Here is a 15,073-nt window from a genome sequence, read left to right as displayed (position 1 = left end):
TTAGGCTAGATCTTTATTGTAAAATGCTCCTTTATTTTCTTTCATTTCCATAGATTCGGTAATGATAAGATGGGCAACGGTGGTCAGGTTTCTTAGTTCTGATAACTGAGGGGAAAGAATGGAGTAACGGTAAATTTCATCCACAGCAGCGGCAATCTCCTGATGTTTCTGGAGTGCCATATTTAAACGTCTGTTGCTTCTCACGATACCTACCAGGTCACTCATCATTTCCTGAAGCTGTTTTCTGAGATAGCTTACGATAACCATTTCATCCATGATTTTCATACCTTCCTCGTCCCATTCCGGTACTGCTTTCAGATCATCGAAATTGAAGTTGTTTTCATTCAGCAGTTTTACTGTTTTCATAGCGGCATTGTGCCCGAAAACTAAACCTTCAAGTAAAGAATTTGAAGCCAGTCTATTGGCTCCGTGAAGGCCTGAATTGGTACATTCACCTACAGCAAAAAGGTTTCTTATGGAAGATTGCCCGTCTCGGTCTACTTCAATTCCGCCCATCAGATAGTGGCAGGCAGGAACAACAGGAATAAGCTGTGTGAAAGGGTCTATTCCTTCATCTTTACATTTTTTATAAATATTCGGGAAGTGTTCAAGGAATTTTTCATGATCCATTTCGCGGCAGTCCAGACCTACATATTCGTCCCCGGAAATTTTCATTTCATTGTCAATGGCTCTTGCCACGATGTCTCTGGAGGCCAGTTCTTCACGCTCATCATATTTATGCATAAATTTTTCGCCTTTTTTGGTTCTTAATTTAGCGCCGTCTCCACGCACCGCCTCTGAAATCAGGAAAAGCATGCCGTCAATCTTGCTGTAAAGTGCGGTTGGGTGAAACTGATAATACTGCATGTTGGAAACCTTTCCTTTGGCACGGGCTACAAAAGCAATTCCGTCACCGGTGGCAATGGTAGGGTTGGTTGTATTTTTGTAAACATGTCCGGCCCCTCCGGTAGCCACCAAAGTGATCTTTGATGTGATTTTCTTGATTTTTCTTGACTTTTCGTCCAGAATGTAGGCTCCGTAGCAGTGAATATCACCTTCGTTCAGTTCTTTTCCCGGAACGTGGTGCTGGGTGATGATGTCTATAACGTAATGATGATCAAGTATCTCAATATTAGGACTGCTATTGGCTGTTTCAAGCAGTGCTCTTTCAATTTCAAAGCCGGTGATGTCTTTGTGGTGTACAATGCGGTTTTCCGTGTGGCCGCCTTCTCTTCCTAACGCAAATTTTCCGTTTTTCATGTCGAAGTTGGCGCCCCATTCTACAATTTCATTAAATCTTGCAGGGGCTTCCTTTACTACCATTTCCACCACATCGCGTTTGTTTTCACCGTCTCCGGCACGCATGGTGTCCTCAATATGTTTGTCGAAATTATCGTTTTTGAAATCGGTGACCACGGCCAGTCCGCCCTGTGCATATTTCGTATTGCTTTCGTCTTCGTCAGATTTGGTTACGATGATGATCTTGGCATCAGGAAACTGTTCAGAAACTTTTATGGCATAAGAAAGTCCCGAGATACCGGAACCAATTACTAATACATCCGCTTTTATCATATGCTTGCTTTAGGTACAATCGTTTAATATCAAATAAATTTAAACAATTTTTCGTTTGGTTTTCGTACTTTTTTCATGTGTTGGAAGTGATCTTCCTCGGAACGGTACCCTAAAGCGAGGGTAACGGTTACTTTTTCGGTTTCGGGATTGATATTCAGAACTTCTTCTATCACATCCTGCCGGAAGCCTTCCATAGGGCATGAGTCAATATTCTCGATAGCGGCGGCATACATCATATTGGCCAGTACTATATAAGATTGTTTTTCTGCCCACGTGAAAATTTCATCCTGTGTTTTCTGGCTGATATGCTGGGTAATGCTTTTTTTAAAAAGATCGAGATTTTCCAACGGAGTTTCCCTTACTTCAGAAATATGACTGAAGTATCCCCGGATATAGTTTTCCTCAATGGTTTTCTTTGAAATGATCACAATGAGATGGGAGCACGTAGAAATTTGAGAAGGATTATAGAAAGCAGGAATTAACTTCTGCTTCATTTCTTCACTTTCAACAACAAAGATTTTGTAAGGTTGAAGTCCCAATGAGCTGGCCGACAGTTTTCCTGATTCAAGAATATTATGCAGGATTTCCTGAGGAATGATCTCATGGTTAAATTTCTTCACAGAATATCTTCTGCTTAAAGCTTCCAAATAATTCATAGGACAAATTTAAGAATTGAATGCGAATAAAGCGTGTTTAAAATCAAATAAAAAAATCACTCCGTTTCCGAAGTGATTTCAAATATTAAAACTGATAATGATGAATTATTCTCTATTCTTTACCATGATCCATCCTGAGAATTTTATTGGGGTTCTGTTTTTGTTATTTTCATTCCATGTTACAGAATACCAGTAATTTCCGGTAGGGACTTTTTTGCTTCCATTGGTGGTTCCGTCCCATCTGTACTTGTTGGATTTGTCTGCAAGGAAAAGTTTGTATCCGTATCTGTCAAATATTCCTATTTCCAGATTGAGCTTTCCTGCCAGTGCAGAATAGTCAATAGCATCATTTACACCGTCTCCGTTTGGAGTAATTACATTGATAAGATTAGGTACGGTAATATTGACGATAATAGGATCACAATCATAGCTGTCTTTAACGTATATTTTGGTTTCTCCTCTGGCCACATTGGTGAAGATATTGGACTCCTGCCAATGTACATTGTCCATTGAATATTGGTACGGAGGAGTTCCGCCATTGGTGAAAACGGTCACTGTACTTCCTGAAATGTCAATACTGGTTACTACTGGCTGTTCGGAAGCATAAACTTTTACTGTTTGTGTAGTAATACAACCTCCTGTATTCAGTTTTACCCAATATGTTCCAACGCCTACATTGCTGATAGACGGTGTGGTTGCTCCTGTGCTCCATTCATAGCTACTGAATCCTGGTCCTGCATCCAGTGTTGTCTTATCTTCAATACAGATAATCTTATCTTCTAAAACATTGGATTTTACCGGAGCAATAACTGTCAGAGTGACCTTTGCAATAGAATAGCAGCCCTGTGTATTGAAAACTTTTACATAGATGACACCGCTTGGAGCCGTATAAGCAAGGAAGTTTAAAATTTCATTGGTTCCGTCAATGGCATCTGTCAGAGAAGGATAGTATTTTTTAGTAGCTCCTGTTACTGTGGTTACCGTAGCATTACTCAGGTTGAATGTTCCCAGTGAAGGATTGGCTTCAAGGAAACATGATCTTAAAGGAGCATCCGTTACTGTTACTATTGGATGAAGGTTTAATGTTATTTTTGATGTACTTACGCATCCTTGGGGGGTAGTTACCTTTACGAATATGGTTGCAGCTCCGGAAGCATAAGCGGTAGGGTTGGGAATTTGATTGATCCCTGCATTCAGATCATGCATTGTATTGTAAAACTCTTTAATACATCCCGGAATGTTGGTGACTGCTGCGGAGGTAAGATCAAATGTTGCGGTTCCCGCATTGTTGTTATTACATCCTGTTAAGGTAGCATTGTCTGCCGCAAATGGAGTTGGATTCAGTTGTATGACGCCATCTCCGTTGTCACACAGGGTAGAGCTGGGATCTTTGATCACCACTTTGATTGTTGTATTTCCAGAATATTGGAAGCTGGTAGGATTGGAAATAGGAGTAGAGCTTCCCAATACATAATAGGTGAAAACATAATTGCCAGGATTATTAACAAACTGGGCATTATAAGAAGTAAGGTCTACAATGCCGTTTCCTGTAGCAGGATTGGTGCAGACAAAAGGAGTTACCGTATTGTTAAGAATAGGAACTTTATCTACATAAACTTTTACATTTTTAATGGAATGTCTGGCACTTGCACCTCCGGTGGCTGCCGAGAATCCAAAATATCCCTGAGACATTCCCACTGCTCCTCCTGACGGAGCAAAAGATTGATCAACAATCTGTACGCCGTTGATTTTAATCTTAATAATCCATCTGTCAGGGTTGGTAAGATCTGTTTCGCCGTTTACTTCTACGTGTCTAAAATCTGGTCCAACAAATGGCTGGGTAGGATTCAGATCCGGAGAGTGAAATGTACTTCCGGGAGTGTTGTTAAATTCGATATTGTTTCCGGCGGTATCATTCGTTCCATACAAAAGATGTACTTTGCTCATCTGGCCTTCTGTGGTATTGTTGAAAATATCAAAACCAACCATTAGCCCTGATGCATTTCCGGGAACTCCCAAACCTCCTCCTGAAACGAATCCTGTAGGGGGATTGGCAAGATACCAGAAGGTGAAACCGTCACCTCTTCCGAATTGGGTGGTTCCGTTTCCGTCAATTCTAAAGTCGAATTCCACTTTCCATTTGTCACAATAGCTCAATGTAATGGGAGTGGCTAATTTTATGGCTCCATACAGGCTGGTGTTATCTGTGGTAAGTCTTATAAAATCACCACTGACTGCTGCGTTTGATACAAGATCCCACCCGGTAGTATTTACAGGATTGCCTGTAAGCTGGTAGGTTTGAGAAAACGTTTGCCCTGAGAAGCCTAATAAAATGGTTAAATAATAAAAGAGTAGTTTTCTTTTCATGAAGTGGATTAGTTTTGGGTTGTACTTGTAAATATATTTATTTTGGTTCGTGATATGTAATGTATAATTGTCAATTACATAATATAAATTGTCAATTTGTTAATTAATTTAATGTATCTATGAGAAATGGATAAATAAATTAACGTGAGGCGGGATGAGAATTTTTGATTTATAGAGCTTGGAAGCTGGGGATGGAAGAGGGAGGTTCTGAAGGTCATCAATAATAGATTGCCATCTTTTTTAGCTAATTTGATTTTACAGAGGTTTTCAGTATTTATAGTCAAAAGTGACTTCCAACCTCCTTCTTCCATCTTCCAACCTTTTATATTTAAACTTCCTTAACCCGAACTACGGTTAAATTAATAAGACTGTGTTAGTTTGCTTAGATACTTTTTAGTTTTGCTTATAAAAAAATCACTCCAGGGGAGGAGTGATTTTTATACGGGACAATTATTCTCTGTTTTTTACCAATATCCAGCCAGAATATTTTGTAGCGGTATTGTTCTTGTCATTTTCATTCCATGAGATGCTGTACCAGTAAGTTCCTGTAAGGATCTTTTTTCCTGATGCTGTTCCATCCCATGTGAAGTTTCTCATTTTATCGGCTTCATATAGTTTATTGCCGTATCTGTCATATACGGTGAACACCAGATTCTTCTTGTAAGCAAGTATAGAGTAGTCAATTACGTCGTTGATGTTGTCCCCGTTAGGAGTGATGGCATTGATCAGATTTGGAACGGTGATCTGTATCGCTACAGGTTCACAGTTATAGAAATCTTTTACATGTACTTTAGCTTCTCCTCTGTGCAGTCCTGTGAAAGTATTTGAATCCTGCCAGTTGAGGCCATCCAGAGAATATCTGTAGGGAGGAGTACCTCCTGATACATTCACTATAACGGTTGTATTGCTGATCTCTATACTGGTAATAACAGGATTAGCAGAAGCAATGACCTTAACTAATTGGGTGGTGATACAGTCACCTGTTTTTAACCTTACCCAATACTGGCCAACACCCACTCCTTGGATAGAAGAGGTTTTTGCTCCTGTACTCCATTCATAGCCATCGAAGCCTGGGCCGGCATCAAGATTGGTTCTGGCATCCACACAGATGATTTTATCTTTTAAAACTGAGGATCTCACCGGAGGAAGTACAACAAGGTTGATTTTTGCAATGGCAAAACATCCATTGGTATCTGTTATCTTTACAAATACAGCGGTGCTTGCGGACATATACAGATTGGGATTCATGATCTCGTTGGTACCAGCCAGAGCATCTGCGATACTTGTATAATATTTTTTTGGCGGATCTGTTAATGAAGTTACATCAGCAGAAGTAAGATCAAATATTCCATTCGTAACATTGGTTTCTATGAAGCAGGACTCCAGAGTGGCTTCTTTTACAGGTGTATCCGGGTAGAATGTAAGATCGATTTTAGCTGTTCCTGTACATCCCAGAGGAGTTGTTACTTTTACATATACTGATCCGGCGGGAGACAGATAGCTGGAAGGATTCGTAATTTCGTTTGTCCCGGCATTTAAGTCATTGAGGGTTCTGTAATATTTTTTGCTAACACCCGGAACACCAGTTACGTTGGCGGATTCAAGATTGAAAATTGCCTTTCCTGATTTATTGTTATTACAGGCGGTAAGGATTCTGTCGTTAGCAGTGAATGGTGCAAGTACCAGCTGAATCTTTCCATCCGGGTTATCACACAATACTCCGGCGTTGTCTTTTACAATAACAGTAACGGTTGTGTTGGCGTTGAACTGAAAGTTTGTTGGATTGGTTATCGGTGTTGATCCCTGTAAATAGGTGAAGGTATACGCTGATGGATTACTGACAAACTGAGAGTTGAAAGTCGTTAAGTTTACAGATCCGTATCCGGTACTTGGATTCGGGCAGAAAGACTGTGTAGCAGTAGGCTGAAGAATAGGAACTTTATCTGTATAGATTTTTACATTTTTAATGGAATGTCTGGATCTTGCACCTCCTGTAGATGCTGAAAAACCAAAATATCCTATAGTCATTGCGGCAGCAGCACCTGAAGGAGTAAAAGACTGGTTGCAGATTACATTATTATCAATTTTTATCTGTACAATCCAGTTAGCTGGAGCTGCCGGATCTACCTGAGCCGTTACTTCAACGTGTTTGAATGTGGTACCCTGAAAAGGCTGGGTTGAATTCAGATCCGGTGAATGAAAAGAGCTTCCCGGAACATTGAAAAATTCTACATTATTCGTGTCGTTTGTGTTAACAACCTGCCCGTAAGCAACATGTACTTTGCTCATTGTTGCAGCGGTTGTATTATTATAACTGTCAAACCCTACAATAAAACCAACTGCATTTTGAGAAACTCCAATACCGGCACCTTGTACACTTGTAGCCGGGGGGTTTGCTAAATACCAAAAAGCAATTCCGTCTCCATTGGCTGTCTGGTTAGAATCCATTCTGAAATCAAATTCTACTCTCCATTTGTCACAGTATTTCAGATTGATAGGATCGTTCAGCCTGATCGATCCGGATTGGCTATTGGTATCCGGTGTCAGTTGTATAAAATCGCCATTAACCTGGGTGGGTGAAACCATGGTCCATCCTGTTGTATTTACCGGATTTCCAGCAAGTTGATAGGTTTGAGAAAATAGAGCTCCTGGTAAAAAACATAACAGGAGAAAAATATAAGACAATAAATTTTTATTCATTGAATCAGATTTATTTTTATTAGATGTGTAAATATATTAAATCCTGATTAATAAATATAATGTTAATTTTACTTATAATGATATAAAATATTCAAAATATAGTTAAAGCTTAGATGAAATAGTGAATGTTTTCAATTCAATTTTAGAATTGATAAAAATTAAATCAAAAAAGTGTATTGTTTTCCAGCCCTTCAAAATAATTGTCAACTTCTAAATCTGCAGAAGCCGCGGCCGCCACGGCCAGTTTATCACATAATTCATTCTCAAAATGCCCTGCGTGCCCTTTTATCCAGTGCATTTTTGGGGTATGAATTTTATAGAGTTCTGCAAATCTTTTCCAGAGATCCGGATTTTTTACATTTTTCCAGCCTCTTTTAATCCATCCGGAAAGCCAATTCTGATTGATGGCATCGGCAACATATTTACTGTCTGTATAAACATGGATATCATTTTCTGTTGATTTCAGTTTTTCCAAGGCGGTAATCACAGCAAGAAGCTCCATTCTGTTGTTGGTGGTTTTTCTGAAACCTTTGGAAAAAGTTTTCTGATAATTTTTTTCAGGCACACGCATGAGAATGCCATATCCTCCTTTTCCGGGATTTCCGCTACAGGCTCCGTCAGTGTATATTTCGATTTTCAAGTACTTTACAAGGCTAAAAAATTAGAAAGGGAAATCATCATCATCATCAAAATCATTCATGGATGATCCTGAAAGTTTTGAACTATCCGGAAGATCAAATGCTGCTCCAGGCTGAATAGTGGTTTTTATCTTGTCAAATCCACTAGGTTCATTAGATCCGAAATTAGACGGATATCCTCCTGCACCCCCGTCAAGAGCTGCTTCAATATCTCCGAATTTTGCAAAATGTTTCAGGAAGGACAATCTTACATCTGCAGTTGCACCGTTTCTGTGTTTTGCGATGATCAGCTCAGCCTGATTTTCAGTAGAGGTTTCCTGTCCTTCTTCGTCATTATCCCATACCGTAATCTTGTAATATTCAGGTCTGAAAATAAATGATACGATATCCGCATCCTGTTCAATCGCTCCGGATTCCCTTAGATCGGAAAGCTGAGGTCTTTTTCCAGGGCGTGTTTCCACGCTTCGTGAAAGCTGGGAAAGTGCAATTACCGGGACATTTAATTCTTTTGCGATGGCTTTTAATGAACGGGAGATCATAGAGATTTCCTGTTCACGGTTTCCTACGCCTTTCCCGCCGCTGCCGGCCGTCATCAGCTGAAGGTAATCCACCATGATCAGTCTTACGCCATGCTGCATAACCAGTCTTCGGCATTTGGCACGGAAGTCAAATATAGATAGGGAAGGGGTTTCATCAATATACAGTGGTGCGTTTTCCAGTTCAGATACATTGGAAAATAGTCTCTGCCATTCTTCATCATCAAGAGTTCCTTTTCTCAGTTTTTCAGATGAGATTCTGGTCTCTGATGCGATCATTCTGGTGATAAGCTGTACGGATGCCATCTCCAGAGAGAATAATGCCATAGGGATTTTATGTCCTACGGCGATATTCCTTGCCATGGAAAGAAGAAAGGCCGTTTTACCCATCGCCGGACGTGCGGCAATAATAATAAGGTCGGAATTTTGCCAGCCCCCCGTTTCTTTATCTACATCCCTGAATCCGGACGGAACTCCCGAAAGCCCTTGTTTGTCTTTCAGAGATTTGATGGTGTCAATAGCTTGTTTTACCAATGAGTTGGCGGTGTCAAAACCTTTTTTGATGGTTCCGTTGGTGATTTCAAAGAATGACTGTTCAGCTTTGTCTAGAAGTTCAAATACATCGGTAGATTCTTTATAGGAAGAGTCAATCACATTAGCTGAAACATTGATGAGACTTCTTAAAATATATTTTTCAAGAATAACACGTACATGGTATTCAATATGGGCGGATGAACTTACTCCCATAGTGAGATCAATGATATAATGATCACCCCCCGCCTGAATGAGCTTATCTGTTTTTTTCAGGTCCTGGATAATGGTCATTAAGTCTACAGGGTGATTGCCTTCGTAAAGCTTTAATATCGAAGAAAAGATAATCTGATGTCTTGGGTCGTAAAAAACTTCCGGAGTAAGAAGGTCAATAGAGTGGTCCAGACCTTTTTTGTCAATTAAAAAAGTTCCGATTACCAGTCTTTCGAAGTCTACTGCATTAGGAGGCATTTTCCCATCCGCAATTGACAATTCTTTTGCAAAGTTTCCGTGGGTAAGGGATGATAATGTTTCTTTCTGCGCCATGGTGCAAAGATAGTTTATTTAAAAAATAATTTAAAGTGAGTATTTAACAAATTGTTCACAATCTTTCGGAACAGGCTGTTAACAGAAGATAAGGTTTGTGGATAAAAAAATCACCCCATTGCTGAGGTGATTTTCCGGATATTTTAAAGTTGTTTAATCTTTATTTTTTAACAGTATCCAGCCTGAATATTTAATTTCAGTGCTGTTTTTATCATTTTCGTTCCATGATATGGTGTACCAGTAGGTTCCTGTAGGGATTCTTTTGCCAAATGCCGTTCCGTCCCATTTGTAGCCTTTAAATTTGTCTGCTTCATGCAATTTGTTTCCGTATCTGTCATAAACAATGAAGATCAGATTCTTTTTGTAAGATAATGCGGAGTAATCAATCTCGTCATTTACTTTATCTCCGTTCGGAGTAATTGCATTAATCAGGTTAGGTACTGTAATGGTGATATGGATCGGGTTACAGTTGTATGAGTCTTTTACATATACTTCATTTTCCCCTCTCGGAAGTCCTGTAAATGTATCAGAATCCTGCCATGTTAAACCGTCTATTGAATATTTATACGGTGCTGTTCCTCCGGTAACATTTACTTTGATTGTATTGTTAGTGATTTCCACACTAGAGATAACAGGCTGCTGAGAAGCACGTACCGTTACCATCTGAAGAGTGAAACATTTTCCGGTTTTCAGTTTTACCCAGTGTACTCCTATTCCTACATTGCTGATGGACTGTGTCTTTTCACCAGTGCTCCATTCGTATCCGTCAAATCCAGGTCCTGCATCCAATGTTGTTTTGGCTTCAGCACAAATTGTTTTGTCTTTCAATACGGTAGATTTTACCGGAGGAAGTACTGTTAGTGTGATTTTAGCAATTGAGTAACATTGAGTGGCATTCGTTACCCTTACATAAACTACTGTACTTTCAGTCATGTGATTTTCAGGATTTTGAATAGCATTTGTTTCTTCAACGGCGTCCTCTAACGTTTTGTAATATTTTTTAATATCTGCATCAAGTGCACCAATATTTGCAAGGGTAAGATTGAATACAGATGATGTAGTATTATTTTCAAGATAACATTCTTCAATAACAGCATCTTTAAGCTTCACAACCGGATAGAATGATAGTCTGATAGCGGCTATAGCTGTACATCCATGCACAGAAATTAATTTTGCATATACTATTTTTTCATTGGAAACATAGTTAGCCGGGTCAGTGATCTCATTCGTATCTGCGTTCAGGTCAGCCATGGTAGGGTAGTACTTCTTCGTAACCGTACCTGTGAATATGTCTGCGGTAGTCAGATCGAATTTTGCTGTGCCTTCTTCCTTGTTATTACAACCTAAAACGGTTGCGTCCCTGCCGGTAATTTTAACTTCTTTAAATTTAAAGCTTCCTGTAATGAAACATTTGTTCAGTGCATTGTTTGGATCATCAGGGTCAGTATACTTTACTCTGTAGAAATAAGTAGATGTTCCATTTACGGTAATAGGAGTTTCGATAGGGGCATCACCTGTAAGAGCATCGTTGTTATTACGGTGGTACGTTACAGAGAAATGTTCATTACCATTGACAATATTATTACTAAGAGTAGTAAAATCATATAAAGACGGAAGTGAGCAGATTGGCACTTCACGAGGAGAAGTAGGGGTTGGCCCCGCTCCTCCCGGAGGAAGGAATGGATTAGGAGAAAGTGTCGGGTGGTTGAAAGGTGATGCTAAAGTAGCTGTTCCTCCCCAAGTTAATGAGAACCCTAAAGTATTATGACTGAAGTTGTCTACCAGTAATACATAAGTCTGGCCGGCTACTACATTCATTGGAGCTTCGTAACTACCGTTAGGTGCAGGGGATGCCAATCCTGTAGGATAAGGCCAGTCTCCTGTTCTGGGTGCGTAGTTACAACGAATAGGAGATCCTAAACTCTCGATACTTCCGCAGACAGGGCTTGGTCCCCATACGGCCCAGTCGTAATCTGCACTGTTGGCATCATTATGAGGTCCGTTCGGGTCAACATTTGGGGTGATTTCAAATGTAAGAGTACCGGATTGTCCTATCGTAAACGAATACCATACGGAAAAGTGCTCACCATCTTTTAGGCAAAGGTTGGCAGGAACATTCGGTGGTTTTGGTATGTCTACAACAACCCCTGGTCCTTTAGGGTCATACGAGATATTCGAGTTCCCACAGACCGGAATTGCAGTGACGCAGTCGGACTGCGAGTAAAATACCTGCGATAGAAATAGGATAAAAAGAAGTAGTGTTTTTTTCATTTTTAAACGATTTTTTAATGAAACAAGTTAAACAAATAATTTGATTCAGCATTTATGTTGAAAAAACCGCCCCGTAGAGCGGTTTTTTATGTTTATTAAAGAATTATTCTCTGTTTTTTACCATTACCCATCCTGAGAATTTAAACGAAGTATTCTTTTTGTCGTTTTCATTCCAGGTTACAGAGTACCAGTAAGTTCCGGTTGGGATTTTTAAACCTCCTACGGTTCCGTCCCATTTGTATCCGTTGGTTTTATCAGCCTGGTGGATTTTTGTTCCGTATCTGTCAAAGATACTGAATATAAGGTTTTGTTTACCCGCCATAGCAGAATAATCGATCACATCATTTACGCCGTCTCCGTTTGGTGTGATTACATTCACAAGGTTAGGAACTACTACACCTATTTCAAGAGGGTCACAATCATAAGCATCTTTTACATAGATTTTGTGATCGCCTCTGGATAAGTTGGTAAATACATTAGAGTCCTGCCAGTTGATGTTATCCATAGAATATTTGTAGGCCGGAGTTCCTCCGATCACGTTCACTGTGATGGTATTGCTGCTGATATCAACATTAGATATTACTGGCTGTTCAGAAGCATATACTTTTACCTTTTGCAGAGTGATACATCCTCCTGTATTCAGTTTTACCCAGTAAGTTCCTACTCCCACGTTGCTGATGGATTGTGTAGTCGCTCCTGTGCTCCATTCATAGCTGGCAAACCCAGGTCCTGCATCCAGAGTAGTTTTATCTTCAATACAGATAATTTTATCTTCGAGAACATTAGATTTTACCGGTGCAATAACCGTTAAGGTCACTTTAGCAATGGCATAACAACCCTGGTTGTTGAATACTTTTACAAATACTACACCGCTTGGTGCTGTGTAAGTAAGCGGAGCTAAAATCTCATTAGTACCATCTATTGCATCTGTAAGTGAAGGGTAATATTTTTTCGTAGCGCCGAGTACAGTGGTTACTGTTGCGTTGGTAAGATTGAATTCTCCAAGAGAAGGATTACTTTCAAGGAAACATGTTCTTAAAAAAGCATCAGTTACAGTAACTACCGGGTGGAATTTAAGGGTGATCTCTGCAACATCAATACATCCGAATTGAGAAGTTACTTTTACGAAAATTTTTCCTTCCGCAGAAACAAACTGATACAGAGAGCTACCTGTAATTTCGTTAGTACCTGCATTCAGGTCGAACATAGTAGGGTAGTATTTCTTAGTTGCTGTTGGATCTCCAAATACATTGGCTGAGGTCAGATCAAACGTTGCAGTACCCGCATTATTATTGTTACACTGAGTAAGTGTGGCATCGGTAGCAACAATGCTTCCATCCTTAAATTTAAACTTACCGGTCTGCCTGCATTTGTTGATTGGATTGTCCGGATTCGTAGGATCAGTATAGCTAATACTGTAATAGTAAATACCTGTAGTATTAATTGTAATAGGAGTGGTAATTGCATTGCTTTCGATCAGGGCGTCATTCTGGCTTGTATGATAAGTAATTCTGAAGTTAGGATTACCATTAAGTATACCTGTTGATAACGTTGAAAAGTCAAAAATCGCCGGATTGGTACAAACAATTACTTCTCTTGGATCTGCTGGATTTGCAGCCGGAATTCCTGGTGGATTGAATGGATAAGGCTGCACAGCAGGATCTGTAAACGGAGAAGATAGAGTAGCTGTTCCTCCCCATGATAATTGGAATCCGTTAGCCGTTTCCCTGTGATTGTTAATTACGATATAATAAGTCTGTCCGGGAAGTACATCAAGGTATTTAACCCATTTGTCTCCGCCCGCACCTTCTGTAGTATCGGTTGCAGTCATACTAAGGCCGGTATTTCCAGGGGTTCCTGAATATGAACAACGGATAGGACCTCCTAAATTACCACACGGCCTATTAGGACCATATACCCCGAAATCATAATCGTCGCCCTGATTATTAGGGACAATTTCAAAGGTAAGGGTTCCGCCTGTCTCTACAGTAAAAGAATACCATACAGAAAATGTTTCATCTACAGACAGACATCCTCCCAGTTCTTCTTCAATGTCTCCGTGGCCGCTTGGGGTGTAGGAAATATTGGAGTTTCCACAGACTGCCATTGCAGAGGTACAGTCTGACTGTGCATATAGGATATGCGAAAATATAATTAAGAAAACAAGTAATGCTTTTTTCATAAGGGGGGATTTAAAAAAACAAATATTTAAAACTGTTGAATTTTGAAAAGAACGTTGCTTTTTATTACTGTTTTTAAAGAAAAATTATACATATATTGTATATCTTGAAATCCTGTCGGTGTTGAATCCGAAAACAGCAAGAGTTCAGCTTTTTGCGTTCTTACAATCATCTTATTATTAATTTGCTCCAACTAGCTGTTTGCCCCAGTTTGGACTGCCGGTAGAAGAGTTTGAAGTATTGAATTCTGCTGTTGCTTTTTGAAGCAATTTAATAGCTTCGGTTTTGTTGCCTGATCTTTCAGCAAGCTCTGCTTTTAAGAACGTAAGCCTTGGATTGTTTTTCAAAACCGTTTCTGCTTTTTTCATATATCCTGTAACCGTTTTTAGTTCCTTTTGAGGATCTGTAGAGGTCTTTATTCTGAATTTCTGAAAATGAATGAGACCTAAAAGGGTATTAATCTCGCCATTGTTCTTTTCAGACGCAAGAGCCTGAGTTGCCAGTTTATTCGCCAGTTCGTTAGATTCGCTAAGATTTTTGTTAGGAGAATTTGACAGAAGGAAGTTGGTCTTCAGATACATGGTTGCAGCAGCATAATAATTAGCCTGCCACTTTTCAGAGGTGTTAGTTTCTGAAAATATTTTGAAAAGCGTGTCATAGTCATTTTCTGAACTGGCATCGTTAAGCTTCAAAACAGACTGTTGTAAAGCCTGATCTGAAAACACTTGGGCAGATGCCCAGGAGCCAGCCATGAGAAAGCCTAAAATTAATAAAAGTTTATTCATAAAGGGGAATTTTTTATTAAGCAAATATAGAAAATTATTAAAATTAAATTAAAGAATTTGTGATATATTTAATAAAATAAGCGTATTGTGGGTTTATATTTTAATATTACTAACTTGGGATTGGTGTGTGGAAATTTTCGTTTTTATTATTCTCATCCTTTTTTATAAAGATGAAAACAATTTTTTAGATAAATTATTGTGTAATGGATAAAACGTGTTGGAATTGATCCTTTTAAAGTTGAAATAGTACTGTATCACCTTGATGAAAATAAGCTAAAACGAAAAGACCGC

Annotated in this window: 9 protein-coding genes; all 9 read right to left on the bottom strand. The window is 39.3% G+C overall.

The window, feature by feature from the left end; genetic code table 11:
• Window positions 1–1,572 carry an L-aspartate oxidase gene (nadB, locus tag J2Y40_RS18765; RefSeq protein ID WP_153397379.1) on the bottom strand — a complete coding sequence of 524 codons (1,572 nt, stop codon included), beginning with the start codon at window positions 1,570–1,572 and terminating at the stop codon, window positions 1–3.
• 29 nt (window positions 1,573–1,601) lie between these two features.
• A complete protein-coding gene (locus J2Y40_RS18760) occupies window positions 1,602–2,228 on the bottom strand; it encodes an NAD(P)H-dependent oxidoreductase (RefSeq protein ID WP_310000704.1) in 627 nt (208 codons plus the stop codon).
• Window positions 2,229–2,333: 105 nt separating this feature from the next.
• Entirely contained in the window at window positions 2,334–4,595 is a 2,262-nt protein-coding gene (locus J2Y40_RS18755; RefSeq protein WP_310000703.1) for a T9SS type B sorting domain-containing protein, read from the bottom strand.
• Between the two features lie 450 nt (window positions 4,596–5,045).
• Entirely contained in the window at window positions 5,046–7,295 is a 2,250-nt protein-coding gene (locus tag J2Y40_RS18750; RefSeq protein ID WP_153397385.1) for a lectin-like domain-containing protein, read from the bottom strand.
• A 163-nt stretch (window positions 7,296–7,458) separates the two neighbouring features.
• A complete protein-coding gene (gene rnhA, locus J2Y40_RS18745; RefSeq protein WP_153397386.1) occupies window positions 7,459–7,935 on the bottom strand; it encodes a ribonuclease HI in 477 nt (158 codons plus the stop codon).
• Window positions 7,936–7,956: 21 nt separating this feature from the next.
• A complete protein-coding gene (gene dnaB, locus J2Y40_RS18740) occupies window positions 7,957–9,546 on the bottom strand; it encodes a replicative DNA helicase (RefSeq protein ID WP_153397388.1) in 1,590 nt (529 codons plus the stop codon).
• 153 nt (window positions 9,547–9,699) lie between these two features.
• Entirely contained in the window at window positions 9,700–11,817 is a 2,118-nt protein-coding gene (locus J2Y40_RS18735) for a T9SS type B sorting domain-containing protein (protein WP_310000702.1), read from the bottom strand.
• Window positions 11,818–11,920: 103 nt separating this feature from the next.
• Complete coding sequence (locus J2Y40_RS18730) at window positions 11,921–13,999, bottom strand: T9SS type B sorting domain-containing protein (RefSeq protein ID WP_153397392.1); 2,079 nt, start codon at window positions 13,997–13,999, stop codon at window positions 11,921–11,923.
• 177 nt (window positions 14,000–14,176) lie between these two features.
• Window positions 14,177–14,782 (bottom strand): lipopolysaccharide assembly protein LapB, encoded by a 606-nt coding sequence (locus J2Y40_RS18725; protein ID WP_153397394.1) that lies wholly within the window; start codon window positions 14,780–14,782, stop codon window positions 14,177–14,179.
• Window positions 14,783–15,073: the final 291 nt, after the last annotated feature.

This window comes from Chryseobacterium sp. 2987 (assembly GCF_031456375.1).
Taxonomy (GTDB): Bacteria; Bacteroidota; Bacteroidia; order Flavobacteriales; family Weeksellaceae; genus Chryseobacterium; species Chryseobacterium vaccae.
The sequence above is the reverse complement of the archived record's forward strand: the minus strand, read 5'-3'. Positions and strand labels throughout refer to the sequence as shown.

Excerpts from the sequence above, each read along its gene's own strand:
- J2Y40_RS18725 (WP_153397394.1), bottom strand. The coding sequence starts at position 14,782 with ATGAATAAACTTTTATTAATTTTAGGCTTTCTCATGGCTGGCTCCTGG.
- J2Y40_RS18755 (WP_310000703.1), bottom strand. The coding sequence starts at position 4,595 with ATGAAAAGAAAACTACTCTTTTATTATTTAACCATTTTATTAGGCTTC.
- J2Y40_RS18735 (WP_310000702.1), bottom strand. The coding sequence starts at position 11,817 with ATGAAAAAAACACTACTTCTTTTTATCCTATTTCTATCGCAGGTATTT.
- nadB (WP_153397379.1), bottom strand. The coding sequence starts at position 1,572 with ATGATAAAAGCGGATGTATTAGTAATTGGTTCCGGTATCTCGGGACTT.
- J2Y40_RS18760 (WP_310000704.1), bottom strand. The coding sequence starts at position 2,228 with ATGAATTATTTGGAAGCTTTAAGCAGAAGATATTCTGTGAAGAAATTT.
- J2Y40_RS18750 (WP_153397385.1), bottom strand. The coding sequence starts at position 7,295 with ATGAATAAAAATTTATTGTCTTATATTTTTCTCCTGTTATGTTTTTTA.
- J2Y40_RS18730 (WP_153397392.1), bottom strand. The coding sequence starts at position 13,999 with ATGAAAAAAGCATTACTTGTTTTCTTAATTATATTTTCGCATATCCTA.
- dnaB (WP_153397388.1), bottom strand. The coding sequence starts at position 9,546 with ATGGCGCAGAAAGAAACATTATCATCCCTTACCCACGGAAACTTTGCA.